Source organism: Streptomyces sp. NPDC033216, from assembly GCF_055577115.1.
Genome location: NZ_JBVIQK010000017.1, coordinates 129034 through 152964 on the forward strand (window position 1 = coordinate 129034; position 23931 = coordinate 152964).

Annotated in this window: 22 protein-coding genes and 1 pseudogene; 12 read left to right on the forward strand and 11 right to left on the reverse strand. The window is 71.5% G+C overall.

Annotated elements, in window-relative coordinates; all coding sequences use genetic code 11:
- The first annotated feature begins 80 nt into the window (after positions 1–80).
- The 3 genes from ACZ5Y0_RS26905 (at position 81) to moaA (ending at position 3208) form a co-directional block, all read left to right on the forward strand.
- Positions 81–437, forward strand: a complete 357-nt coding sequence (locus tag ACZ5Y0_RS26905) for a DUF485 domain-containing protein (RefSeq protein ID WP_469131258.1) — start codon at positions 81–83, stop codon at positions 435–437.
- Positions 434–2056 (forward strand): solute symporter family protein, encoded by a 1623-nt coding sequence (locus ACZ5Y0_RS26910; RefSeq protein ID WP_469131259.1) that lies wholly within the window; start codon positions 434–436, stop codon positions 2054–2056. Before ACZ5Y0_RS26905 ends, ACZ5Y0_RS26910 begins: the two co-directional genes overlap by 4 nt.
- Before the next feature lie 162 nt (positions 2057–2218).
- Complete coding sequence (gene moaA, locus ACZ5Y0_RS26915; RefSeq protein WP_469131260.1) at positions 2219–3208, forward strand: GTP 3',8-cyclase MoaA; 990 nt, start codon at positions 2219–2221, stop codon at positions 3206–3208.
- 71 nt (positions 3209–3279) lie between these two features.
- Here moaA and ACZ5Y0_RS26920 read toward each other — a convergent pair.
- Both ACZ5Y0_RS26920 and ACZ5Y0_RS26925 read right to left on the reverse strand, forming a co-directional pair.
- Positions 3280–3495 (reverse strand): annotated as a pseudogene (locus ACZ5Y0_RS26920) (hypothetical protein); the annotation flags it as partial.
- A 175-nt stretch (positions 3496–3670) separates the two neighbouring features.
- Positions 3671–4120, reverse strand: coding sequence for a DUF3099 domain-containing protein (locus ACZ5Y0_RS26925; RefSeq protein WP_469131261.1), 450 nt, complete (start codon positions 4118–4120; stop codon positions 3671–3673).
- 200 nt (positions 4121–4320) lie between these two features.
- On the opposite strand from ACZ5Y0_RS26925, the gene ACZ5Y0_RS26930 reads away from it, so the two are divergent.
- Complete coding sequence (locus ACZ5Y0_RS26930; RefSeq protein WP_469131262.1) at positions 4321–4599, forward strand: GlsB/YeaQ/YmgE family stress response membrane protein; 279 nt, start codon at positions 4321–4323, stop codon at positions 4597–4599.
- Between the two features lie 123 nt (positions 4600–4722).
- Here the strand turns inward: ACZ5Y0_RS26930 and tyrS are convergent, their stop codons facing one another.
- The 3 genes from tyrS to ACZ5Y0_RS26945 all read right to left on the reverse strand — a co-directional run bounded on the left by tyrS (position 4723) and on the right by ACZ5Y0_RS26945 (position 9048).
- The gene (gene tyrS, locus ACZ5Y0_RS26935; RefSeq protein ID WP_469131263.1) at positions 4723–5991 is read right to left on the reverse strand and encodes a tyrosine--tRNA ligase; all 1269 of its coding nucleotides are present in this window, start codon (positions 5989–5991) and stop codon (positions 4723–4725) included.
- A gap of 56 nt (positions 5992–6047) precedes the next feature.
- Positions 6048–7442 carry a metallopeptidase TldD-related protein gene (locus ACZ5Y0_RS26940; RefSeq protein ID WP_469131264.1) on the reverse strand — a complete coding sequence of 465 codons (1395 nt, stop codon included), beginning with the start codon at positions 7440–7442 and terminating at the stop codon, positions 6048–6050.
- An 82-nt stretch (positions 7443–7524) separates the two neighbouring features.
- On the reverse strand, positions 7525–9048 hold the full coding sequence (locus tag ACZ5Y0_RS26945; RefSeq protein WP_469131265.1) for a TldD/PmbA family protein: 1524 nt from the start codon (positions 9046–9048) through the stop codon (positions 7525–7527).
- A 412-nt stretch (positions 9049–9460) separates the two neighbouring features.
- Here ACZ5Y0_RS26945 and fabG point away from each other — a divergent pair, with 412 nt between their 5' ends.
- From fabG to ACZ5Y0_RS26960, 3 genes are all read left to right on the forward strand, one after another.
- Positions 9461–10180 carry a 3-oxoacyl-[acyl-carrier-protein] reductase gene (gene fabG / locus ACZ5Y0_RS26950; RefSeq protein WP_469131266.1) on the forward strand — a complete coding sequence of 240 codons (720 nt, stop codon included), beginning with the start codon at positions 9461–9463 and terminating at the stop codon, positions 10178–10180.
- 5 nt (positions 10181–10185) lie between these two features.
- A complete protein-coding gene (fabI, locus tag ACZ5Y0_RS26955; protein WP_469131267.1) occupies positions 10186–10953 on the forward strand; it encodes an enoyl-ACP reductase FabI in 768 nt (255 codons plus the stop codon).
- A gap of 162 nt (positions 10954–11115) precedes the next feature.
- Complete coding sequence (locus ACZ5Y0_RS26960; protein WP_469131268.1) at positions 11116–11469, forward strand: hypothetical protein; 354 nt, start codon at positions 11116–11118, stop codon at positions 11467–11469.
- On the opposite strand, the gene ACZ5Y0_RS26965 is transcribed toward ACZ5Y0_RS26960, so the two are convergent.
- Entirely contained in the window at positions 11450–12139 is a 690-nt protein-coding gene (locus ACZ5Y0_RS26965; protein WP_469131269.1) for a FadR/GntR family transcriptional regulator, read from the reverse strand. The two genes, ACZ5Y0_RS26960 and ACZ5Y0_RS26965, sit on opposite strands and share 20 nt — an antisense overlap.
- Positions 12140–12221: 82 nt before the next feature.
- Here ACZ5Y0_RS26965 and ACZ5Y0_RS26970 point away from each other — a divergent pair, with 82 nt between their 5' ends.
- From ACZ5Y0_RS26970 to ACZ5Y0_RS26985, 4 genes are all read left to right on the forward strand, one after another.
- The gene (locus tag ACZ5Y0_RS26970; protein WP_469131270.1) at positions 12222–13490 is read left to right on the forward strand and encodes a CynX/NimT family MFS transporter; all 1269 of its coding nucleotides are present in this window, start codon (positions 12222–12224) and stop codon (positions 13488–13490) included.
- Between the two features lie 185 nt (positions 13491–13675).
- Complete coding sequence (locus ACZ5Y0_RS26975) at positions 13676–13792, forward strand: SGM_5486 family transporter-associated protein (protein ID WP_469131271.1); 117 nt, start codon at positions 13676–13678, stop codon at positions 13790–13792.
- Between the two features lie 170 nt (positions 13793–13962).
- Complete coding sequence (locus ACZ5Y0_RS26980) at positions 13963–14172, forward strand: hypothetical protein (RefSeq protein ID WP_469131272.1); 210 nt, start codon at positions 13963–13965, stop codon at positions 14170–14172.
- Positions 14173–14277: 105 nt separating this feature from the next.
- Positions 14278–14796 carry a SixA phosphatase family protein gene (locus ACZ5Y0_RS26985; protein WP_469131273.1) on the forward strand — a complete coding sequence of 173 codons (519 nt, stop codon included), beginning with the start codon at positions 14278–14280 and terminating at the stop codon, positions 14794–14796.
- A 60-nt stretch (positions 14797–14856) separates the two neighbouring features.
- Here ACZ5Y0_RS26985 and serB read toward each other — a convergent pair whose 3' ends face one another.
- Both serB and ACZ5Y0_RS26995 read right to left on the reverse strand, forming a co-directional pair.
- On the reverse strand, positions 14857–16080 hold the full coding sequence (gene serB, locus ACZ5Y0_RS26990; RefSeq protein ID WP_469131274.1) for a phosphoserine phosphatase SerB: 1224 nt from the start codon (positions 16078–16080) through the stop codon (positions 14857–14859).
- Positions 16081–16288: 208 nt separating this feature from the next.
- On the reverse strand, positions 16289–18187 hold the full coding sequence (locus ACZ5Y0_RS26995; RefSeq protein WP_469131275.1) for a streptophobe family protein: 1899 nt from the start codon (positions 18185–18187) through the stop codon (positions 16289–16291).
- A gap of 257 nt (positions 18188–18444) precedes the next feature.
- Here ACZ5Y0_RS26995 and ACZ5Y0_RS27000 point away from each other — a divergent pair, with 257 nt between their 5' ends.
- Complete coding sequence (locus ACZ5Y0_RS27000; RefSeq protein WP_469131276.1) at positions 18445–20958, forward strand: ABC transporter ATP-binding protein/permease; 2514 nt, start codon at positions 18445–18447, stop codon at positions 20956–20958.
- Between the two features lie 91 nt (positions 20959–21049).
- Here the strand turns inward: ACZ5Y0_RS27000 and ACZ5Y0_RS27005 are convergent, their stop codons facing one another.
- From ACZ5Y0_RS27005 to ACZ5Y0_RS27015, 3 genes are all read right to left on the reverse strand, one after another.
- The gene (locus tag ACZ5Y0_RS27005; protein WP_469131277.1) at positions 21050–21781 is read right to left on the reverse strand and encodes a transglycosylase SLT domain-containing protein; all 732 of its coding nucleotides are present in this window, start codon (positions 21779–21781) and stop codon (positions 21050–21052) included.
- A gap of 296 nt (positions 21782–22077) precedes the next feature.
- Complete coding sequence (locus tag ACZ5Y0_RS27010) at positions 22078–23199, reverse strand: S-adenosylmethionine:tRNA ribosyltransferase-isomerase (RefSeq protein ID WP_469131278.1); 1122 nt, start codon at positions 23197–23199, stop codon at positions 22078–22080.
- A complete protein-coding gene (locus ACZ5Y0_RS27015) occupies positions 23196–23894 on the reverse strand; it encodes an SDR family NAD(P)-dependent oxidoreductase (RefSeq protein ID WP_469131279.1) in 699 nt (232 codons plus the stop codon). The genes ACZ5Y0_RS27010 and ACZ5Y0_RS27015 overlap by 4 nt, the downstream gene beginning before the upstream one ends.
- Between the last annotated feature and the right edge of the window lie 37 nt (positions 23895–23931).

Here is a 23931-nt window from a genome sequence, read left to right on the forward strand (position 1 = left end):
CCGCCGTGACCTTGGGCAGGGACGGGCGAGGACCCTCGCCCGCCCCTTTACCCACCGCATCCGCAACGCGAGGAGACTCCGTGGCCACCGAGACACCGCCCCCCTCGAAACCCCCAGCCCGACTCCCCTCCACCGAGGAGTTCGTCGCGGTGCAGGAGAGCGCGGAGTTCGGTGAACTGCGCCGCTCCTACCGCGGCTTCGCCTTCCCGCTGACCTTCGCCTTCATCGCCTGGTACCTGCTGTACGTCCTGCTGTCCAGCTACGCGGGCGACTTCATGGGGACCAAGCTGTTCGGCAACTTCAACGTCGCCATGACGCTGGGTCTCGCCCAGTTCCTCACCACGTTCCTCATCGCCTGGTGGTACGCGCGCGTGGCCGCCGACAAGTTCGATCCCAAGGCCGACGCCATCAAGTCCCGGATGGAGGGCGGCGCATGAGCACCGCGCACACGTTCCTCGCCGCCGGCGAGGCCGGCGAGCACCGCACGCTGATCATCACTCTGTTCGCCGTCTTCGTCGCCGCGACCCTCGTCATCACCGTGTGGGCGGGCCGTCAGACGAAGGACGCCGCCGACTTCTACGCGGGCGGCCGCCAGTTCACCGGTTTCCAGAACGGTCTCGCCGTCTCCGGCGACTACATGTCGGCCGCTTCCTTCCTCGGCATCGCCGGCGCGATCGCCCTCTTCGGCTACGACGGCTTCCTGTACTCCATCGGCTTCCTGGTCGCCTGGCTGGTCGCCCTGCTCCTGGTCGCCGAACCGCTGCGCAACTCGGGCCGCTACACCATGGGCGACGTCCTCGCGTACCGCATGCGCCAGCGCCCGGTCCGTACGGCGGCCGGCACCTCCACGATCGTCGTGTCGATCTTCTACCTGCTGGCCCAGATGGCGGGCGCGGGCGTCCTCGTCTCCCTGCTCCTCGGCATCACCAGCGACGGCGGCAAGATCGGCATCGTCGCCCTCGTGGGCGTCCTGATGATCGTCTACGTCACCATCGGCGGCATGAAGGGCACCACCTGGGTCCAGATGGTCAAGGCCGTCCTGCTGATCGCCGGCGCCCTGCTGCTCACCTTCCTGGTGCTGCTGAAGTTCGACTTCAACGTCTCCGACCTGCTGGGCTCGGCCGCCGACAACAGCGGCAAGGGCGCCGCCTTCCTGGAGCCGGGCCTGAAATACGGCGTCACCGGCACCACGAAGCTGGACTTCATCTCCCTCGGCATCGCCCTGGTCCTCGGCACCGCCGGCCTGCCGCACATCCTGATCCGCTTCTACACCGTCCCCACCGCGAAGGCCGCCCGTAAGTCGGTCCTGTGGGCCATCGGCCTCATCGGCTCCTTCTACCTGATGACCCTCGCCCTCGGCTTCGGCGCCGCCGCGCTCATCGAGCCGGACGAGGTCACCGCCTCCAACAAGGCGGGCAACACGGCCGCCCCCCTGCTGGCGCTCCATCTCGGCGGCGTCGACTCCAACTGGGGCGCCATCCTGCTCGCCACCATCTCCGCCGTCGCCTTCGCCACGATCCTCGCGGTCGTCGCGGGCCTGACCCTGGCCTCCTCCTCCTCGTTCGCCCACGACATCTACGCGAACGTCATCAAGAGGGGCACGGCCACCGAGAAGCAGGAGATCAACGCGGCCCGGTACGCCACGGTGGGCATCGGCGCCGTCTCCATCCTGCTGGGCGCCCTCGCCAGGGATTTGAACGTCGCCGGACTGGTCGCCCTGGCCTTCGCGGTCGCCGCCTCCGCAAACCTGCCGACCATCCTCTACAGCCTGTTCTGGAAGCGGTTCACCACCGCCGGAGCCCTGTGGTCCATCTACGGCGGGCTGGTCGCCGCCGTCGGTCTCGTGCTGTTCTCCCCGGTCGTCTCGGGCAAGCCCACCTCGATGTTCCCCGACGTCGACTTCCACTGGTTCCCGCTGGAGAACCCCGGCATCATCTCGATCCCCGTGGGCTTCCTGCTCGGCTGGCTCGGCACGGTCATCTCCAAGGAGGAGCCCGACACCGGAAAGTACGCGGAGCTGGAGGTGCGGTCCATGACCGGCACCGGCGCTCACTGATACGCCCTCCCTCGAAGGGGCCGCGTCGCGGGTGATCCGTAGATCCCTACGACGCGGCCCCTTCGTACCTCGAGGAGATCGGGCCCCCTCGTTTGTCGGCGGTGTCACGTAGGCTCACAGGTGACGGAACACCTTCGATCCGCTACGAGGGAGGGGGCCCGCGTGCTCATCGACACCTACGGCCGGGTGGCCACCGACCTGCGCGTCTCGCTGACCGACCGGTGCAATCTGCGCTGCACGTACTGCATGCCCGAAGAGGGCTTGCAGTGGCTGGCCAAGCCGGACCTGCTCACGGACGACGAGATCGTCCGCCTGATCGACATCGCCGTCACCTCCCTCGGCATCGAGGAGGTCCGTTTCACCGGCGGAGAGCCCCTGCTGCGCCCCGGCCTGGTCGGCATCGTCGAGCGGGTCGCTGCCCTGAGCCGGCGCCCCCAGATGTCGCTGACCACCAACGGCATCGGCCTCAGGCGCACGGCGCCGGCCCTCAAGGCCGCGGGCCTGGACCGGGTCAACGTCTCCCTCGACACCCTGCGCCCGGACGTCTTCAAGACCCTCACCCGCCGCGACCGCCACAAGGACGTCCTCGAAGGCCTCCAGGCCGCCCGGGACGCGGGCCTGACCCCGGTCAAGGTGAACTCGGTCCTGATGCCGGGCCTCAACGCCGACGAGGCCCCCGACCTCCTCGCCTGGGCCGTCGAGAACGACTACGAACTGCGGTTCATCGAGCAGATGCCCCTGGACGCCCAGCACGGCTGGAAGCGCGACGGCATGGTCACGGCGGGCGACATCCTCGCCTCCCTGCGCGCCCGCTTCGACCTCACCGAGGAGGGTGCGCAGGAGCGCGGCTCGGCTCCGGCCGAACGCTGGATCGTCGACGGCGGCCCGCACCGCGTCGGCGTCATCGCCTCCGTCACCCGTCCGTTCTGCGCGGCCTGCGACCGCACCCGCCTCACGGCGGACGGCCAGGTCCGCACCTGCCTCTTCGCCCGCGAGGAGACCGACCTGCGCACCGCCCTGCGCTCCGACGCCTCCGACGCGGAGATCGCGCGCATCTGGCGCCTGGCGATGTGGGGCAAGAAGGCGGGCGCGGGCCTGGACGACCCGGCCTTCGTCCAGCCGGACCGGCCGATGTCGGCGATCGGCGGCTAGGAATCGGCGCCAGGCGGCCGGTGGCCGGGATTCCCCCGCGCGGAGCCCCCGCTGGATTCCGCGGGGGCCTCGGCCACCTCGGGGGAGTGCCACTCCGTCAGCAGGACCACGTCCTTCAGGAAGCCGCGCACCCCGAGGAACCGGGACAGGTGCTCCCGGTGCTCCTCGCACGCCAGCCACGTCTTGCGGCGCTCCGGCGTGTGGATCGTGGGGTTGTTCCACGCCAGCACCCACACGGCGTCGGCGCGGCAGCCCTTCGCGGAACAGACCGGGGTCTCGTCACTCACAGGTTCGTCTCACAAGTGCGCTGAAAAGGCGACGCCGAGCAGCCACGGGGGGAGCTGCCCGGCGTCGGTCCGTCGCTCCGACGGGGGATGCGGAGCGCGTACGAAGTATGTCACGGCGACCCGGCGCCACGGCACTGGAACAACAGCTTTTTGTTGGGCTCGGCGCACAGTCGGCTCATGACCGCCGCTCGGTCGGACCGGCCTCCACGTCCCCCGACAGTGGCGCGGACTCCCCGCGCGCGGACTCCGGTTCCGCCCGGGCGGATTCCGGGGCGGGCTCCTCCTGCGGCGCCCGCTCCGCCGCCTGTTCCTCCGCGTGCCCAGGAGCGATCATCGGCGGCAGCGGAGCGGTCACGAACGTCGACGGGAGTCCCGGCGCGTTCTCCCGCCCCGCGTTGGCGATCACCACCGCGACGTACGGCAGGACCAGGCCCAGGACCAGCGCCACTATCGCGACATGCCGTTCCACGTTCCACAGTGTCGCCCCGAGAATCACCGCCACGGTACGGACCGACATCGAGATCACGTACCGCCGTTGCCGGCCCCGCACATCGTCCTGGAGCCCTTGACGTGCCCCGGTGATCCGGAACACCTGGACGTCGCCGCCGCCGTGCCGCTTCCGCATCACATTCCACCATCCGACCACTAGAACTCTCCCCGTCCACCACGGTACGCCGCGGCCGGGCCGCCCTGGAGACCGGGTCGGCGCCGGTCCGGGGTGAAGTGGTGCGCCGTAGCGCGTACGGCGTCACCCGACATGCGGCGTACCGCGGTCGGGCCGACACTGAGGTCAATGCTGGCGTAGAGCCGTACGAGGAGGCAGCCATGGGCTGGTTGTGGGCGATCATCGTGGGATTCGTGCTGGGCCTGATCGCGAAGGCGATCATCCCGGGCAAGCAGCACAGCCCACTGTGGCTGACCACCATCTTCGGCATCCTGGGCGCGGTCGTCGGCAATGCCGTCGCCCGCGGCTTCGGAGTCGACGAGACCCCCGGCATCGACTGGAGCCGGCACATCTTCCAGCTGGTCGCCGCGGTCGTCATCGTGGCCTTCGGCGACATGCTCTACATGGCGACGCTGGGCAAGCGCAAGCACCGCGCCTGAACGAGCGCAGCGCCGCGGGCCACGGCGACCGGCCGGCGAAACCACCGACCGGTCACGGAACCCGACACCGACACCCTGGTCGGCGGGCCGCAGGGCGCCGCAGCCCGCGCCCCCTGCGGCGCCTTACGCTCCCGTCACCTCGACGGCGGCAAGGTTCTTCTTGCCGCGCCGCAGCACCAGCCAGCGACCGTGCAGCAGGTCGTCCGCCGTCGGGACGGCGTCCTCGGCGGCGACCTTGACGTTGTTCACGTAGGCCCCGCCCTCCTTCACCGTCCGCCGGGCCGCGGACTTGCTGGCCACCAGGCCGACCTCGGCGAAGAGGTCGACGACCGGCGCCGGCTCGGCGACCCGGATGTGCGGCACCTCGGAGAGGGCCGCGGCCAGGGTCCGCTCGTCGAGCTCCGCCAGTTCGCCCTGCCCGAACAGCGCCTTTGACGCGGCGATCACGGCGGTCGTCTGCTCAGCGCCGTGCACCAGCGTCGTCAGCTCCTCGGCCAGCGCCCGCTGCGCGGCCCGCGCCTGCGGCCGCTCCTCGGTCTGCCGCTCCAGCTCCTCGATCTCCTCGCGCGACCTGAAGCTGAAGATGCGCAGGAACTTGGAGGCGTCCCGGTCGTCCGCGTTCAGCCAGAACTGGTAGAAGGCGTACGGCGTGGTCATCTCGGGGTCGAGCCAGACCGTGCCGGACTCCGTCTTGCCGAACTTGGTGCCGTCGGCCTTGGTGATCAGCGGCGTGCCCAGCGCGTGCACCACGGCGTCGGGCTCGACCTTGTGGATCAGCTCGGTGCCCGAGGTGAGGTTGCCCCACTGGTCGCTGCCGCCGGTCTGTAGCGTGCAGCCGTACCGCCGGTACAGCTCCAGGAAGTCCATGCCCTGGAGGATCTGGTAGCTGAACTCGGTGTAGCTGATGCCCGCGTCGGAGTTGAGCCGCCGGGCGACGGCCTCCTTCGCGATCATCTTGTTGACCCGGAAGTACTTGCCGACGTCCCGCAGGAACTCGATGGCCGACAGGCCCTGCGTCCAGTCCAGGTTGTCGACCATGACCGCCGCGTTCGGGCCCTCGAAGTCCAGCAGCGGGGCGATCTGCGCGCGCAGCCGCTCGACCCACTGGGCGACGACCTCGGGCGCGTTCAGCGAGCGCTCGGAGTTCGGCTTCGGGTCACCGATCAGACCGGTGGCGCCCCCGACCAGGCCCAGCGGACGGTTGCCCGCCAGCTGGATCCGGCGCATCGTGAGGATCTGCACGAGGTTGCCGAGATGCAGGCTGGGCGCGGTCGGGTCGAAGCCGCAATAGAACGTGACAGGACCGTCCGCGAACGCCTTGCGCAACGCGTCCTCGTCGGTGGAGAGGGCGATCAGCCCGCGCCACTTCAGCTCGTCGACGATGTCCGTCACTGTTCTCGTATCTCCTTGATGGTCCTCGGGCGGTCGAGCGACCACCGGCTACGAGGTTATACGCCCTGACTGACAGAGCTCATGTTGAAGTCCGGCACCCGCAGCGCGGGCATCGCGGACCTGGTGAACCAGTCGCTCCACTCCCTGGGCAGCGTCTTCTCCGTGCGCCCGGCCTCGGTGGCCCGGCCCAGCAGCCCGACCGGGGACTCGTTGAACCGGAAGTTGGTGACCTCGCCGACGACCTCGCCGTCCTCGACGAGGTAGACGCCGTCCCGGGTCAGCCCGGTCAGCAGCAAGGTCGCCGGGTCCACCTCGCGGATGTACCACAGGCAGGTCAGCAGCAGGCCCCGCCCGGTGCTCGCGACCATGTCCTCCAGGGACCGGTCGGACCCGCCGTCCAGGATCAGGTTGTCGGCTCCGGGAGCCACCGGCAGGCCGGTCAGGGCCGCGCTGTGCCGACTGGTGGTGAGCTGCTTCAGCTCGCCGCCGCTGATCCACTCGGTGGCCCGGATCGGCAGCCCGTTGTCGAACACCGACTGGTCGCCGCCCGAGGAGTGCGCCACGACGAACGGCGCCGACTCCAGGCCCGGCTCGTTCGGGTCGCTGCGCAGGGTCAGCGGCAGTTCGGTCAGCCTCTCGCCGAGCCGGGTGCCGCCGCCCGGCTTGGAGAACACCGTCCGCCCCTCGGCCGCGTCCCGGCCCGACGCCGACCACAGCTGGTAGATCATCAGGTCCGCGACCGCGGTCGGCGGCAGCAGGGTCTCGTACCGGCCCGCCGGCAGGTCGATCCGCCGCTCGGCCCAGCCGAGCCGCACGGCCAGCTCGGCGTCGAGCGCCGCCGGGTCGACGTCCTCGAAGTCCCGCGTCGAGCGGCCCGCCCACGCCGAACGCGTACGGTCCGGCGACTTGGCGTTCAACTCCAGGGTTCCGGTGGGCTGGTCGTGTCGCAGCCGCAGCCCCGTCGACGTGCCCAGGTAGGTCGAGACCAGCTCGTGGTTGGCGAAGCCGTACAGCTCGCGGCCGCCCGCACGCGCGCGGGCGAACGCCTCGCCCAGCGCCGGCGCGAAGTCGGCGAACACCGCGGACGAGGTCTCGACGGGCGCCTCGGTGAACTCGGGGGACTGCGCCCCGCCCGTCACCAGCGGCTGCGCGTCCTCGGCGGGCGCGGCACCGCGCGCGGCGTCCTCGGCGGCCCGCACCAGCGGCTCCAGCTCGTCGGCGGTCACCGCCGACCGCGAGACGACGCCGGAGGCGGTGCCCTCCTTGCCGTCCACCGTCGCGATCACGGTGAGGGTGCGCCCGCGCGTGACGCCGTTGGTGGTCAGCGCGTTGCCCGCCCAGCGCAGGTTGGCGGTCGACCGCTCGTCGGCGATCACGACACAGCCGTCGGCCCGCGACAGCTCCAGCGCGCGCTCGACGACCTCGTGCGGCTTGTCGGTACGGGCGCTCATCGGCCGGCCTCCTGCGTCGTGTCGAGACTGTGCTTTCCCGGGGGGCGACCCCCGGACCCCCGGCCGATGCCTGCCCTGGCGCTCATCGGCCGGCCTCCTGCGTCGTGTTGAGGATGTTGACACCCTTGAACAGGGCGGACGGGCAGCCGTGCGACACGGCCGCGACCTGGCCCGGCTGTGCCTTGCCGCAGTTGAAGGCTCCGCCCAGGACGTACGTCTGCGGCCCGCCGACGGCCGCCATGGAGCCCCAGAAGTCGGTGGTCGTCGCCTGGTAGGCCACGTCCCGCAACTGCCCGGTGATCCGCCCGTTCTCGATCCGGAAGAACCGCTGCCCGGTGAACTGGAAGTTGTAGCGCTGCATGTCGATCGACCAGGACCGGTCCCCGACGACGTAGATCCCGCGGTCCACGCTCCCGATCAGTCCCTCGGTGGACATTCCCGCCGGATCCGGCTGCAACGACACGTTGGCCATGCGCTGCACCGGCACGTGCGCGGGGGAGTCGGCGAACGCGCACCCGTTGGAGCGCTCGAACCCGGTCAGCTTCGCGATCCGGCGGTCCAGCTGGTAGCCGACGAGCGTGCCGTCCTTGACCAGGTCCCAGGACTGCGCCTCGACGCCCTCGTCGTCGAAGCCGACGGTCGCCAGGCCGTGCTCGGCGGTGCGGTCGCCGGTCACGTTCATCAGGTGCGAGCCGTAGCGCAGCTCGCCGAGCTGGTCGAAGGTGGCGAAGGAGGTGCCCGCGTAGGCGGCCTCGTAGCCGAGCGCCCGGTCCAGCTCGGTGGCGTGCCCGATGGACTCGTGGATGGTCAGCCAGAGGTTGGACGGGTCGACCACCAGGTCGTACAGCCCCGGCTCGACACTGGGCGCCCGCATCTTCTCGGCGAGCAGCTCCGGGATCCGCTCCAGCTCCTCGTCCCAGTCCCAGCCGGTGCCGGTGAGGTACTCCCAGCCGCGCCCGGCCGGCGGCGCGATCGTCCGCATCGAGTCGAACTCACCACTGGACTCGTCGACCGACACCGCCGTCAGCGCCGGGTGCAGCCGTACCCGCTGCTGGGTGGTCACCGTCCCCGCGGTGTCGGCGTAGAACTTGTTCTCGTGGACGGTGAGCAGCGAGGCGTCGACATGGTTGATCCCGTCGGTCGCCAGCAGCCGCGCGCTCCAGTCCGCCAGCAGCGCCGCCTTCTCCTCGTCGGGCACCGTGAACGGATCGATCTCGTACGACGAGATCCACGTGCGGTCGGCGTGCACGGGTTCGTCGGCCAGCTCCACCCTCTCCTCGGACCCGGCCGCCCTGATCACCTGCGCGGACAGCTTCGCCATCGCCACCGCCTGCGAGGCGACCTTGGCGGCGGCGTCCATCGTCAGATCCACACCGGAGGCGAACCCCCAGGTCCCACCGTGCACCACCCGCACCGCGTATCCGAGGTCGGTGGTGTCCGAGGACCCGGAAGGCCTGGCGTCCCGGAGCCGCCAGGACGCGCTGCGCACCCGCTCGAACCGGAAGTCCGCATGGTCCGCGCCGAGCGCACGCGCGCGTGCCAGGGCGGCGTCCGCGAGGGCCCGCAGGGGTAGTGCCAGAAATGCCTGGTCGATTTCATGGGGCACGGGTGCGATCCCTCCGACTGCTCGCCTGTGATGTACGCCGCAAGCAGTGAATCATGGCGCACCGCGCCCTTTCGCCGGAGATGCACGCGACGGTTCCCGCCGGTACGGCGAGGAACGAGAGCCCTGTGGCAAGCGCACCGTCGCCGCGCGACGACCTGACCGCGCCGGTGACGTACACGACCGCACGACCGCAGGATCCTCGAGACGGCACGCGCCGAAGGCCTGCCCGCTCATGCCCCGTAATGGCGGACCGCTCTGGCGTCCGACTGTAGAAACCCGACAGTCCCCTGTGCGAGCGACTGTCGGTGCCCGATTCCTTGTCCACGGGCCCGGACCGATAGGTTTCGAGGGAAGCCGCCTGCCCGTCAGGTCTCGGGCGGTGTGTCAGGACCCCTACGGAAAGGGTGATTCGTTGAGCCGCTCGGTTCTCGTCACCGGAGGTAACCGGGGCATCGGCCTCGCCATCGCCCGCGCGTTCGCCGACACCGGCGACAAGGTCGCGATCACGTACCGGTCGGGGGAGCCGCCGGCCGCCCTCGTCGAACTCGGCTGCCTCGCCGTCAGGTGCGACATCACCGACCCCGAGCAGGTGGAGCAGGCCTACAAGGAGATCGAGGCCGAGCACGGCCCGGTCGAGGTCCTGGTCGCCAACGCCGGCGTCACCAAGGACCAGCTGCTGATGCGCATGTCCGAGGAGGACTTCACCTCGGTCGTCGACACCAACCTCACCGGCACCTTCCGGGTCGTCAAGCGCGCCAACCGCGGCATGCTGCGCGCCCGCAAGGGCCGTGTCGTGCTCATCTCGTCGGTGGTCGGGCTGCTCGGCTCCGCGGGGCAGGCGAACTACGCCGCCTCCAAGGCCGGCCTCGTCGGCTTCGCGCGTTCCCTGGCCCGTGAGCTGGGCTCGCGCAACATCACCTTCAACGTCGTCGCGCCGGGCTTCGTCGACACCGACATGACGCAGGCGCTGACCGACGAGCAGCGCGCGAACATCGTCTCGCAGGTGCCGCTCGGCCGTTACGCGCAGCCCGACGAGATCGCCGCGACCGTGCGGTTCCTCGCCTCGGACGACGCCTCGTACATCACTGGAGCCGTCATCCCCGTAGACGGCGGACTGGGAATGGGTCACTGATCACCATGAGCGGAATTCTCGAGGGCAAGCGCGTCCTGATCACCGGTGTGCTGACGGAGGCCTCCATCGCCTTCCACGCTGCCAGGCTGGCCCAGGAGCAGGGTGCCGAGATCATCCTGACCGCGTTCCCGCGGCCCACGCTGACCGAGCGCATCGCCAAGAAGCTCCCGAAGCCCACCCGGGTCATCGAGCTGGACGTCACCAACGACGAGCACCTCGGTCGGCTGGCCGACGTCGTCGGTGAGGAGCTGGGCGGCCTGGACGGCGTCGTGCACTCCATCGGCTTCGCGCCGCAGGACGCGCTCGGCGGCAACTTCCTCAACACGCCGTTCGAGTCCGTGGCCACGGCCATGCACGTCTCGGCGTTCTCCCTGAAGTCGCTCACCATGGCCTGCCTGCCGCTGATGCAGAACGGCGGCTCCGTCGTCGGCCTCACCTTCGACGCGCAGTACGCCTGGCCGCAGTACGACTGGATGGGCCCGGCCAAGGCCGCCCTGGAGGCCACCAGCCGTTACATGGCCCGCGACCTGGGCAAGCAGAACATCCGCTGCAACCTCATCTCCGCGGGCCCGCTCGGCTCGATGGCCGCCAAGTCCATCCCGGGCTTCGGTGACCTGGCCGCCGTGTGGGACAGCCGCTCCCCGCTGGAGTGGGACCTCAAGGACCCCGAGCCGGCCGGCAAGGGTGTCGTCGCCCTGCTGAGCGACTGGTTCCCGAAGACCACCGGCGAGATCATCCACGTGGACGGCGGCCTGCACGCCATCGGCGCCTGATCCTCCGGCACCCGGTCGACGCCCCGCCGCCCGCATCGCGCGGGAAGCGGGGCGTCACCCGTTCGGCGCACCCGGCCGGGCGCCGGAGCACCCGCGCGAGGCACTCTGAAGTACGCGTCCGTCAAGCGCTTCCCTCCCCAGCCCGGCCGAGGAGGTTCCCTTGTGCGCCTGTTCCGCAGCGTGGCCCCAGTGATCGTCGCCGTCTGCCTCGTCGTGTCCCTGCCGCACGACGCGCTGCCCCACGCGCGCGTGGGGGAACGGCGTGCCGCCGCCGCGACCGAGGACCCGTTCGGCGCGGAGTGCCGGACCAGCGTCGACGGGTCGCGGGTGACCGCCTACTGCCACAACCCCTACGCCGCCACCGACCGGGTGCGCCTGCACATCGAGTGCGCGCGCTGGTGGGACCTCGACAGCGACGGCGCCGCCGCCGACGTGGGACCCGCGGTGACCGTACGGCTCACCGGGCGCTGCTGGAAGGAGGTCGGCACGGCCTGGGTCAGCCACCAGCGGGCGTGAACCGTCCGGGCCGGCACCGGAAGGGGTAGCTCGCCGCCTCGACGGCCGCCAGCTCCGCGTCGCCCGCGCGGATCGCGTCGACCAGCCGCGTGTGGTCCATGTGCGTCTCCGGCGTCAGCTCCTCGCCGACGTCGTCGCGCAGCCAGTCCCGCAGGACCTCGCCCAGGTCGGCGTACATGGCCGTCATCGCGTCGTTGTGGGAGGCGGCCACCACCGCCAGGTGGAAGGTCGCGTCCGCCGTCACGAAGGCCTCGGCGTCACCCGACTCCCACGCCCGCTCGCGGCGCAGCAGCAGCGTGTCGAGCTGCCTGAGGTCCTTCTCCGTGCGCCGCTCGGCTGCCAGCCGTGCCGCGCCCGACTCCAGGGTCGCGCGCAGTTCCGCGATGTGCCGCGGGTCGGCGTCCGCGAAGCGGCGGTGCATCACTCCCGCCAGTTCGCTCGTCGCCACCACATAGGTGCCCGAGCCCTGCCGGATGTCCAGCAGGCCGTTGTGCGCGAGCGCGCGGACGGCCTCGCGCACGGTGTTGCGCGCGACGCCCAACTGCCCGACCAGTTCGGGCTCCGTCGGAATGCGCGAGCCCACCGGCCACTCGCCCGACGTGATCTGGGTGCGCAGCGCGGCGATGACCTGTTCGGACAGTGCCGAGCGGCGGGGCTGGCTCAGGGGCATGGCACACCTTCGCACGGGCGGGGCCGGTGACGGACAGCCGGAGATGGACAACCAATCATCCCATGATTCTATGATGGTCCGCATGGCGAGCAAGGACACCACGAGCATGCGCGAGACGGCCCCCACGACCGACGGACACCCCCGGCCGTCGGCCCCGCGCGCGTGGACGACGCGCCTGGTCGTCGTCGGCATCGTGCTGGCCGCCCTCAACCTCCGTCCCGCCATCACCAGCCTCGGGGCCCTCCTCGAAGAGGTCCGCGACGGCCTCGGCATGAGCGGCAGCGTGGCCGGCCTCCTCACCTCCGTGCCCCCGCTCTGCTTCGCCGTCTTCGGGGTCATGGCGCCCCGCCTCGCCCGCCGCTTCGGCGCCGGCGCGGTGGTCTGCGCCGGCATGGCCGCCATCACCGCGGGCCTGCTGCTGCGGCCCTACGCGGGCGGTACGGCGGGCTTCCTCGCCGCCAGCGCCCTCGCCCTCATGGGCATCGCGGTCGGCAACGTGCTGATGCCGGTCATCGTCAAGCGCTGGTTCCCCGACCGCGTCGGCTCCATGACCGGCCTCTACTCGATGGCCCTCGCCCTCGGCACCTCGACCGCCGCCGCCGTCACCGTGCCCATGACCGACGCGCTCGGCGGCAGCTGGCAGTCCGGGCTGGCGGTCTGGGCGGTCCTCGCGGCAGCGGCCGTAGTGCCGTGGCTGCCGCTGGCCCGGGAACGCGGGGCGACGACCCCCGCGCAGGCCTCCGCGCGCCCGGAGGCACCCGCCGCACTGCGCATCACCCGCAGCCGCACCGCCTGGGCACTCGCCGTCTTCTTCGGGCTCCAGGCCACCGCCGCCTACATCACCATGGGCTGGATGCCGCAGATCTTCCGCGACGCGGGCGTGCCCGCGGGCACGGCCGGACTGCTCCTGGCCGTCACCATGGTCATGGGGGTGCCGCTGGCCTTCGTCATCCCGCGCGTCGCGACACGGCTGCCGCACCAGGGCCCGATCGTCGTCGTACTCGGTCTGTGCGGCCTCGCCGGGTACGCGGGCCTGCATTTCGCCCCCGCCGCCGGCGCCTGGGCCTGGGCCCTGCTGCTCGGCGTCTCCAACTGCGCCTTCCCGCTGGCGCTGACCATGGTCGGGATGCGGGCCCGGACCGGCGGGGGAGTGGCCCAGCTGTCGGCCTTCGCGCAGAGCGCCGGCTACCTGCTGTCGATCCCGGGCCCGCTGCTGGTGGGCGTGCTCTACCAGCACAGCGGCGGCTGGGGTCTGCCCCTCGCGCTGATGGCGGCGCTCATGGTCCCGCAGATGGCCGTGGGTGTCCTCGCCGGCCGTGACCGCACGGTGGAGGACGAGGCCGCCCGCTGACACCGCTGCCCCTTGCCCCTGCCCCTTGCCCTTCGCGGTCCCGGGCCCGGTGTCCCTGGGTTTCTCGGGAGCCTGCCGCCCCTCCCTCCGCTGCCCCCGGCGCTCCGAGCCCGTTCCCCCTGCGACCCTCACAGCCCGCTGACCCCGCGGAGACCGCCCCGTGCGCCGGGTGCGAGACTGGGCCCATGCCAGTGCTCGACCCGAACCCTGAGAACGGCCAGAAGAAGATGCTGATCGTCTTCGGCTCGTTCCTCCTCATTTTTGTGATCATCGCGATCATCGCCTCCATCGCCTCCCCCTGACGCGACGCGCCCCGGCCGGCGACAGGGGGGTAACCCCCCTGACCCCTAGGGGGTGAGGGTCAGGGTCAGGTGGGTGGATCACCGGATGGGACGGCCGCCGCCGGTTCCGTACCTTCGAGATGTGGCCGCGCGACGCGGCCGGGACCCCTCGGAGACCAGCGGAGGCACCCATGTCCGCCCCTACGCACACCCGGCCCCACCCGGCCGCCCAGGGCAGGGGCGTCGGCACCCGGCTGCCCTGGTGGGCGCTGGCCCTGCCGACCCTCGCCTTCGTGGCCCTCCTCGCGCTGATACTGAACCCGTCCGACGCCCAGGCGGCATCGGGCGACCCGGCGTTCACCGACCTCGTCGACCGCGTACGGCAGCTCGTCGCGCGCTAGCGCTGTCGATCACGCCCCGGGCGCACGCTTCACACCCCGAGCCCAGGTGGAGGCGCACGTCAACTCCCTGCGCCCCGTGGCCTGTTTCATGCGAAGCTGGGAGTCATGAGCGTCGCAGAATTCCGCAGGATCATCCTCTTCCGGCATGCGAAAGCCGACTGGCCACAGGTGACCGACCACGAGCGACCGCTCGCTGAGCGGGGCCGCCAGGACGCAGCCGTCGCCGGACGCAAGCTGACCGACACCGGAATCCCCGTCGACCTGGCCCTGTGCTCCACAGCGACCCGCACCCGCGAGACGTGGAAGCTCGCCGTCCACGAGTTCCCGCACCGGCCGAAGACGGTGTACGAGGAGCGGATCTACGAGGCCTCCCCGGGCGAGCTGATCGCCCTGCTCAACGAAGCCCCGGACGACGTGCACAACGTCCTCCTGGTCGGCCACAATCCGGGGATCCAGGGACTGGCCGAGATCCTCTCCGGTACCGCCGAGGGCGACGCACGCGAGCGGATGACCCGCCGCGGTTTCCCCGCCGCCGCCTTCGCCGTCGTGTCCTTCGACGGATCCTGGAAATCCCTGGAGCCGGGTGTGGCCACGCTCGTCGACTACTGGGCGCCCTCCGAGTGAGGTCGGCACGGCCTACGTGGGGCCCGGTGGCACGCCGGCCCCACGGGGCGGCCGCGGCCGCTATCCCTCGTCGTTCGTGTCCGCCGCCTCGACCTCTTCGCGGGTGACGCCCAGCAGATACAGGACGGTGTCCAGGAACGGCACGTTGACCGCCGCGTGCGCGGCCTCGCGCACCACCGGTTTGGCATTGAAGGCGACCCCGAGACCCGCCGCGTTCAGCATGTCCAGATCGTTCGCGCCGTCACCGATCGCCACCGTCTGCGACAGCGGTACCCCCGCCTCCGCGGCGAACCTGCGCAGCAGCCGCGCCTTGCCCGCGCGGTCCACGATCTCCCCGATGACGCGGCCGGTCAGTTTCCCGTCGACGATCTCCAGGGTGTTGGCCTGCGCGAAATCCAGTCCCAGCCGTTCCTTCAGGTCGTCGGTGACCTGGGTGAAGCCGCCGGAGACGACACCCACCTGGTAACCCAGCCGCTTCAGGGTGCGGATCAGCGTGCGCGCGCCCGGCGTCAGCCGCACCTCGGCACGCACCTTGTCCACGACCGAGGAGTCGAGGCCCTCCAGGAGCGCCACGCGCGCGTGCAGGGACTGCTCGAAGTCCAGCTCGCCGCGCATCGCGGCCGCCGTCACCTCGGCGACCTCGTCCTCGCAGCCGGCGTGACCCGCGAAGAGTTCGATCACCTCGTCCTGGATGAGTGTGGAGTCGACGTCCATGACGACCAGCCGCTGGGCGCGCCGGTGCAGACCCGCGGCCACTACGGCGACGTCGACACCCAGTGCCGCCGCGTCGGTGACCAGCGCGGTGCGCAGCGTCGCGGTCTCCACCCCGGAGACCGCGAACTCGACGGCCGTGACCGGATACTTGGCCAGCCGGAAGATACGGTCGATGTTGCCGCCGGACTTGGTGATCTTAGCGGCGACGGAGGCCGTGGCCTCCGCGGTGAGCGGATGCCCGAGCACGGTGACCAGCGACCGCCCGAGACCGCGCGGCCGGTTGTCCCCGAGGCCCGAGATGATCTCCGCCTGCATCTTCATGGACTCCGCCCAGCTGTGGACGGTCGACCGCAGATCCCCCTCCAGCCCGCGCGGCGGCTCGGTCACGAGCGCGCACAGCACCATGCGGCCACGGGTGACGACCTGCTCGATGTCGACCACGTCGACGGAGTAGGCGGCGAGGGTGTCGAAGAGGCCGGCCGTGATGCCCGGCCTGTCCTTGCCGAAGACCTTGACAAGGAGGGTCGGGACATCGGAGGACGAGGTCGGCGAGGTCTGCGAAGCGCTCATGGTGTGACCACCGTATCCGGCACCCGGTGCCTCCCGCCGCCTAGGTCCGCCCTGCGGACACGGAACGGCGTCGGCGCGGCCGTACCGGCGCCGCCGTACTTCGCCCAGGCGTTCGCCGTTCCGCGGGTCACGCTGCTGGGGCCTGCGGCCGGGGGCCCCGCAGCCGCACCGGCCGTGTCCCTCTGCCTCGACCGCTCCCCCATGGGGCTCACCGGCCGCCGCCCGGCCGGCCCGGTGGCGGGGGAGGCGGTGGCGGGGGTGGTGGCGTGGGGCCGTCGTCCGGTGACCGCTCCCTGGTGCGGCGGGACCCGGACGGACGCCGCGGTGGTCGGGCGGGGGGCTCGATGGGGCCCGCCATCGTCGGTGCGTCGAAAGGATCGTCTCCGGACCGCGTGACCTCGGGTTCCCTCCGCCCTCCCGGCATCCGCAGATACGGGTTGGTCGCCGGGTCGGGCGGGCGGTACGGCGTACCCGGCGCGTACGGCCCGGAGCGGCCGCCTGCCCCCTCCGGGGTTCCGGCCGGCTCGGCCGTCCTCCCCGGAGCGTGCCCGCAGGAGTGCGGCCCTGCGCGCCCGGGTGCCCCGGCCGCCCGCTCACCAGCCGGCCTCGCCGCCTTGTCACGCGCCGTCGACGTCCCCCGCTCACCAGCCGGCCTCGCCGCCATGTCACGCGGTACCGGCGCCGCCGCGCGTGTTCCCGCCGCCCCGGTCGCCCGGGCGAGCAGCGCGCCCGCCGCGCCGGCCCCGGCGCCCCAGGCAGCCCCGAGCAGCAAGGCCATGCCGAGACGCCCGTGCAGGTCCAGGCCCGCGCCGAAGGCGTCGAACCCGAGCACGGACAGGGAGGCGTTCACGGAGACGTCCGTCAGCAGGGCGAGCAGCGGCAGGGCCGGCGCGGTCACGATCCCCAGCCGCACCGCGCACCGCCCGGCGAACCCGGCCACCTCCGCACCCCGTACCGCACCGGAACCGGAACCGGAGGCCACGGCGACCGCCCTCGGACCCGCCACAGGGCTGCGCACCGCCGTCAGCACCCCCGCCAGCAGCATCATCACCGCCGCCGCGACCGCCAACAGCCACACCCGCCCGTCCAGTTCGGCAAGCCGGCCCAGTGTCACCGACCGATCGGTGCCGCTGCCCAGCAGGTCGTCGAGCGGAGCGGGCAGCACCCGCGTCAGGACACCCGTCGCCCCGCCGTCCCACGGCACGAACAGACCGACGTCCACCCCGAGCCACACCCCGTTGGGCGCGCCGAGCAGTGCCGCGCCCGCGATCCGCTTCGGGTGGTCGTCACCTGTCGCCGCGTACACGGCCGCCGCGAACCCGGCGGCCACCGCGACCAGCAGTACCGTGACGAGGGCGGACACGGCGGGCCGTACCACCCGGCCCACGCCGTCCCAACCGTGCGGAAGTGGCGTACGGCGGGAGGCCAGCAGGGCGATCAGCAGTACGGCGGCCGACCAGACGAGCCCGCCGAGGAGCGTCGCGGACCTGTCGACGGTGAACCCGACCGCGGCCTGCGCGTCCACCAGGCCTGCGAGCCGGTCGGGCAGCAGAGCGCCGACGTCCCCGAGGTCGCCCGGCCCGGGGACGACGCCGCCCCCGCCGGGCAGGCCGTCCAGCCCCAGCGCCCCGCCGTCGACCGTGACGACGTCGTGCGCGGCCCAGGCCAGGCCGCCCAGCACGGCCACGAAGACCGCGACCACCGTGCCCGCACGCGCGAGGAGTTCGGCCGGCGCGACCACGACGCCGGCCGCGCGCAGGGACCTCAGGAAGAACCACGACAGGAGCACCGCTCCGGCCAGGCTCACACCCAGTGGCGTGATCTCGATGGCGGTGTACGCCTCCGCGCCCGTCAGCCCGAAGGTGGACACATCGCCCGACGGCGTCACGGAACCGCCCGCGCCGAGTGCCACGACAGCCACCGTCATCGACCCCAGCGAACCCGCGGTGTCCGCCCCCAGCAGATGCAGGCCGAGCGCCGCCGTCCCCGCCATCCCGATCAACGCCCAGCTCACCGCGGCGATCGCGGACACCAGCACGTCCGGCCACGGCACACCCTTGCCGTACGCCGCGCTCGCGCCGTTCCCGACACTCGTGCCGGCACTCATGCAGACCCCCCGATCCGCGGTGCGGAGCGGTGAAGATCACCGCTTCCGTCCCCCTCGCGTGCGTTTACCACTCTCCGGCCCGGTTTCGACCCCCGTCAATGCGAAGGGCCGATGAGACCGCGTGAGCCCGCGCGGCCCCTTCGCAAGGCCCGACTTTCGGTCAGGGGGCCGGGCCTGAAATAGTTCCCGACGATGTTCGACATCCCTAGACTCCCTGCGACGGGGGTAACTCGGGGGACTACTCAGTGGGGCATGGAGTGCCGGAACTCGTACTGGAATTGAACGGACGCACCTGGACGCTCGATCCGTCCAGGTCCTACACCCTCGGACGGGATCCGCAGGGGGACGTCGTCCTCGACGACGCCAGGGTCTCGTGGCGTCACGCCACGGTCAGCTTCAACGGCCGCGGCTGGATACTGGAGGACCACGGCAGCACGAACGGAACGTTCGTACAGGGGCGGCGCGTCCACCAGGTGGACATAGGGCCCGGCGCGGCGGTCCACCTGGGCAACGCGACCGACGGACCGCGCCTGAACCTCTCCGCCGCGCAGGCGGCGGTCGCGCGGCCGCAGCAGCCGTACGCCGCTCAGGCCGCGAACCCCGGCTGGGCGCAGCAGGCTCCGCCCCAGCAGCCGATGCCGCAGCAGCAGGTGTCGCCGCCCGGATGGGAGCCGCCGCAGAAGGTCTCCGCGCCCATCCCGCAGCAGCAGGGCCCCGGCGTCGGCGCGGGGGCGCCGCCGGTCCACGGCGACCGCAGCCCGACCACGTTCCACCAGTTCTCCCTCGGCCGCGTCATGCGCATCGGTCGTGCCCTGGAGAACGACCTGGTCGTCTCCGACCTCCAGGTCTCGCGCAACCACGCCGAGTTCCACTCGATGCCCGACGGGCGCATGGAGATCCGCGACCTCGGGTCGCACAACGGCACGTACGTCAACGGCCAGCCCATGGCCAAGGGCGGCTCGCAACTGCTCGGTCCCACCGACGTCGTGGGCGTCGGTCACTCGACGTTCCGGATCGTCGGCGACCGGCTCGAGGAGTTCGTCGACACCGGTGAGGTCTCCTTCTCCGCACGTCATCTGACCGTGACGGTCGACGGCGGCAAGCAGATCCTGAAGGACGTCTCCTTCGGTGTTCCGGAGAAGTCGTTGATCGCCGTCATCGGCCCGTCCGGCTCCGGCAAGTCCACCCTGCTCAAGGCCCTCACCGGCTACCGGCCCGCCAATGAGGGCGACGTCCTCTACGACAACCGGAACCTCTACAAGCAGTTCGCCGAGCTGCGCCAGCGCATCGGTCTGGTCCCGCAGGACGACATCCTGCACAAGGAACTGACCGTCAAGAAGGCCCTCAAGTACGCGGCCAAGCTCCGCTTCCCCGCCGACACCACGGCCGCCGAGCGCGACGCCCGCATCGACGAGGTGCTGCGCGAGCTGAAGCTGGACATCCACAAGGAGAAGAAGGTCACCTCCCTCTCCGGCGGCCAGCGCAAGCGCGTGTCGGTCGCCCTGGAGCTGCTGACCAAGCCGTCCTTGATCTTCCTCGACGAGCCCACCTCCGGTCTCGACCCGGGCATGGACCGCGATGTCATGCAGCTGCTGCGCGGTCTCGCCGACGACGGCCGCACGGTCCTCGTGGTCACGCACTCGGTGGCCGAACTCGCGATCTGCGACAAGCTGCTCGTGATGGCGCCCGGCGGCAGCGTCGCCTACTTCGGTCCGCCCGAGGAGGCGCTGAACTTCTTCGGCTACGACACCTGGGCCGACGTCTTCTCCGCCTTCGAGAACTACCGCGACTACGACTGGGCGGGCCGCTGGAAGGGCTCCCAGCACTACCAGATGTACGCCGCGGACATCGACGCCATCGCGCCGCAGTCCGTGTCGATGACGCCCATGCAGGCGATGAAGCCGCCGAAGCCGCAGGGCTGGATGTCCCAGTTGGTCACGCTGGTGCGCCGTTATGTCTCGGTGATCGCCTCCGACAAGGGCTTCCTGGCCCTGACGGTGATCCTGCCGGCCGTTCTCGGCGCGGTGAGCCTGCTCATCGACTCCGGCAACAGCCTGCTGCCCAACCCGGTCAACCCGAAGACCGGCCGGATCATCCCCAACGGCACCGCCACCACCGTCCTGCTGATCCTCGCGGTCGGTGCCTGCTTCGCCGGCGCGGCCAACTCCGTCCGTGAGCTGATCAAGGAACGGGTCATCTACGAGCGGGAACGCGCCACCGGCCTGTCCCGCTCCGCGTACCTGATGTCCAAGGTGTTCGTGCTCGGCGTCATCACCGTGCTCCAGGGCCTGCTGGTCGGCGTCATCGGCTTCGCGAGCCGGGAGATCCCGACGGAGGGCCTGGTTCTCGGCAGCGCAACGATGATCGAGCTGTCCATCCCGATCATGGCGCTGGGCTTCACTTCGATGATGTTCGGCCTGGTCATCTCGTCGTTGGTGAAGACGGCCGAGAAGACCATGCCGTTGCTGGTCATGTTCGCGATCATCCAGGTCGTGTTCACCGGCTGCCTGTTCACTCTGAACGGCGCGGTCGGCGTCAACGAGTTCTCGTACCTCATGCCCTCGCGCTGGGCGGTCGCCGCCGCGGGCGCCACGCTGGACTTCAACAGGATCAGCCCGCCCAAGGACGGCGGCGGGACGGACCCGCTGTGGGAGCACACCGCCGGCGCCTGGGGCATGGACATGGCGGCCCTGATCGTCCTCGGCGTGGTCTGCGGCTTCTTCGTGGCCCGCTTCCTGCGCCGCCACGAGCCCGAGGTCATGCGCAAGTAGTCGCGAGCGGTCGTACGACAACGCCGAAGGGCGGCCCCCCGGTCGGGGTGCCGCCCTTCGGCGCGTGGTGCCCGGCGACGACTCGGGACGCTCAGTACGCGCTGTTGACGTTGTCGATCGTGCCGTACCGGTCGGCCGCGTAGTTGGCGGCGGCGGTGATGTTGGCGACCGGGTCGTAGATGTTCCAGGACGTGCCCGGGACGTGGTACGCCTTGAAGGTCGGCGGGATCACCTGGAGCAGACCCTTCGACGGGACGCCGTTGATGGCGTTGATGTCCCAGTCGTTGATGGCCTTCGGGTTGCCCGAGGACTCCCGGATGATGTTCTTGTGCAGCCCGTGGTAGGAGCCCGGGATGCCCTTCTTCTTCATGATGGCGAGAGACTCGCGGATCCAGCCGTCGAGGTTGTTCGGGTAGCTCTTGACGACGACGTGCTTGACCACGGGACGCTTGGCGGCCCGGCTCGCGGTGGCCTTGGCCTTGGCCTTGGCCTTGCGCGCGGCGGCGGCCTTCTTCGCGGCGGCAGCGGCGGCCGCCTTCTTCTTCGCCGCGGCGGTGGCGGCTGCCTTCTTCGCGGCCACCTCGTCGGCGGCGGCCTTCTTCTTGGCCTCGATGGCCTCGACCTTCAGGCTGGCGCCGGCCAGCTGGTCGGTCACGCCGGCCTTGACGTCACGCACCTGCTCGGAGCTGTAGGCCACACGGGACGAGGAAAGGGAGTCCGTCGTGGTCGTCTGACCGTCGGCCGGAACCACGGTGAAGGCGATGGCGGCGGCGCCGAGGGTGGCGACACCAGCGATCGCGATCTTGTGAGTGTTCTTGGGCATGGCGGAAGGACCTCTTCGAATAGCGCGGAGGCCGCTCTCTTCGTCCGGCGGCGGGTGCTTTCGGCACGAACGCCGCGGGGAGAAACCCGCGGCGCTGAGCGACGAGAGCCATTGTTAGCGGCCGCAAAATGCCCAGGCAAAGGTGTGACGTACTATCCCCGGTAGTGGATCGGGGAAGGGCAAAACGGGACAGATCAGACCATCTGTCCCGTTCAGGTGGGTCCCTTTTGACTCCTATCGCCTTTCGTACGTGATGTGCGCCCTATGTGCGGGCTCACAGGGCCGAGGAGGTTTTGTCACCAACAGTTGCTCACGCAATGCTCAGTGTGAGCAGGCTCCTCCGGTAGGAGGAGATGAACGTCCCCGAACTCGTGCCACAGGTAGAAACCCCGCAACGCCGCCTCGTAACCCCGGTCGATCGCGTCCCGCCCGGCCACCGCCTCCAGCATCAGCAGATGCGAGGCCTGCGGCTCGTGCAGCCCCGTCAGCATCCCGTCCACCACCCGCACCCCACGCTGGGGCGTGACGACGAGGTCCGTCCACCCCGCATGCGCGCGTACGACCCCGTCGGCTCCCGCCGCCGACTCCACGGCCCGCACGGCGGTCGTCCCCACGGCGATGACCCGGCCCGCTCCCGCCCGCGCCGCGTTGATCAGCCGGGCGGACGCCTCCGGCACCGCGAACCGCTCCGGATACGGCGGCTCGTGCGCCTCCGCCGACGCCACCCCGGTGTGCAACGTGACGGGTGCGAACTGCACCCCCCGGCTCACCAGCTCCACCACCAGCCGTGCCGTGAACGGCCGCGCCGCGCTCGGCATCTCCGCGCTGCCCGCCCCGTCGGCCGACGGCAGCGCGAACACCGTCTGGTACGCCGACAGCGGCTGATCCTGTTCCGTGTAGGAGTAACGGATGGGCCGCCCGTGCTCGCGCAGCAGACCCGGCACCGCCCCCTCGGCCACCCGCGCCCACCACAACCGCCCGCCAGGCCCGCTCAGCGCCTCCTCCAGCACCAGCCGCACCCCGGCGGGCAGCCGCACCTCCGCCCCGGCCGGACCACCCGCCCGCGGACGCGTGGTGCCCCGCCCGTCGGGTTCCCGCAGCTCGACCGCCCACCGACCGTCGTCCCCCAGCGTGGAGAAGTGCACCACCACGCGCGCGTGCCCGATGCGCCCGTCCACGGCGGCTGCCAGCGTGGGCGAGGTGTTCACCACGAGCAGATCCCCGGCCCGCAGCAGGTCCGGCAGCTCCCCGAACACGTGATGCGCCGGCTCACTCCCACGCGACACCAGCAGCCGTACGCAGTCCCGGTCGCGGCCGGGCCCGCGCTGCTCCGCCGGGATCCGCGCCGACAGCTCCTCGGGCACCCTCCCCCACTCCCGGCCGCGTTCGAGCGGGGGGACCCCCGCGGCCGCCGTCATCGCCGTCCCTCCAGCAGGGCCGGTGCCGCGTAGCGCCCGCTCGGCGGCCGCTCGTCCAGCAACCGCAGAAAGGCCGGCACCACACTGTCGGGCTCCGGCCGCGCCCCGCCGTCCTCCGGTACGGCCGCCGCGTACAGGTCCGTCGCCATGTCCCCGGGGTCCACCGCCCACACCCGCAGCTCCGGCTCCTCCTCGCCGAACACCGCGGCGAGCTGGTCGAGGGCCGCCTTCGACGCCCCGTACCCGCCCCACGTCCCGTACGCCTCCGCCGCCGCGTCCGAACTGACCGTGACCACCGCGCCGTCCGGCCCCCCGCGCAACAGTGGCAGCGCCTCCTGGACCAGGCCCAGCGCGGCCACCACGTTCACCTCAAGGGCCCGCCGCAGCCCGTCCAGGGGCAGCTCCGCCAGCCGAAGCAGCGGCTCGGCGCCCAGCGCGCTCGCGTTGTTCACCAGCAGCCGGCACCCCCCGAGCTGCCGGGCGGCGGCCACCAGCGCGGCCCGGTGCACGGGATCGGTCACGTCCCCCGCGAGTGCCTCTACCCTCGTCCCGTGCTCCGCGAGCGCGGCCGCCGCCTCCTTCAGCACCTCCGCCGTCCTGGCGTCCAGCACCAGGTCCCAGCCCCTCACGGCCAGGGCCTCGGCGAGTGCCCGTCCCAGCCCCTTCGAAGCCCCCGTGATGATCGCAACCGGCATGACAACCGTCCCCTCGTCGACCCGCCGCTCGGCGGTG

Bases quoted from the DNA above. Each gene is read 5' to 3' on its own strand.
- ACZ5Y0_RS26910 (WP_469131259.1), top strand. From the start codon at position 434: ATGAGCACCGCGCACACGTTCCTCGCCGCCGGCGAGGCCGGCGAGCAC.
- ACZ5Y0_RS26925 (WP_469131261.1), bottom strand. From the start codon at position 4,120: ATGCGGAAGCGGCACGGCGGCGGCGACGTCCAGGTGTTCCGGATCACC.
- ACZ5Y0_RS26930 (WP_469131262.1), top strand. From the start codon at position 4,321: ATGGGCTGGTTGTGGGCGATCATCGTGGGATTCGTGCTGGGCCTGATC.
- ACZ5Y0_RS26940 (WP_469131264.1), bottom strand. From the start codon at position 7,442: ATGAGCGCCCGTACCGACAAGCCGCACGAGGTCGTCGAGCGCGCGCTG.
- fabI (WP_469131267.1), top strand. From the start codon at position 10,186: ATGAGCGGAATTCTCGAGGGCAAGCGCGTCCTGATCACCGGTGTGCTG.
- ACZ5Y0_RS26965 (WP_469131269.1), bottom strand. From the start codon at position 12,139: ATGCCCCTGAGCCAGCCCCGCCGCTCGGCACTGTCCGAACAGGTCATC.
- ACZ5Y0_RS26970 (WP_469131270.1), top strand. From the start codon at position 12,222: ATGGCGAGCAAGGACACCACGAGCATGCGCGAGACGGCCCCCACGACC.
- ACZ5Y0_RS26975 (WP_469131271.1), top strand. From the start codon at position 13,676: ATGCCAGTGCTCGACCCGAACCCTGAGAACGGCCAGAAGAAGATGCTG.
- ACZ5Y0_RS26980 (WP_469131272.1), top strand. From the start codon at position 13,963: ATGTCCGCCCCTACGCACACCCGGCCCCACCCGGCCGCCCAGGGCAGG.
- ACZ5Y0_RS26985 (WP_469131273.1), top strand. From the start codon at position 14,278: ATGAGCGTCGCAGAATTCCGCAGGATCATCCTCTTCCGGCATGCGAAA.
- serB (WP_469131274.1), bottom strand. From the start codon at position 16,080: ATGAGCGCTTCGCAGACCTCGCCGACCTCGTCCTCCGATGTCCCGACC.
- ACZ5Y0_RS26995 (WP_469131275.1), bottom strand. From the start codon at position 18,187: ATGAGTGCCGGCACGAGTGTCGGGAACGGCGCGAGCGCGGCGTACGGC.
- ACZ5Y0_RS27005 (WP_469131277.1), bottom strand. From the start codon at position 21,781: ATGCCCAAGAACACTCACAAGATCGCGATCGCTGGTGTCGCCACCCTC.
- ACZ5Y0_RS27010 (WP_469131278.1), bottom strand. From the start codon at position 23,199: ATGACGGCGGCCGCGGGGGTCCCCCCGCTCGAACGCGGCCGGGAGTGG.
- ACZ5Y0_RS27015 (WP_469131279.1), bottom strand. From the start codon at position 23,894: ATGCCGGTTGCGATCATCACGGGGGCTTCGAAGGGGCTGGGACGGGCA.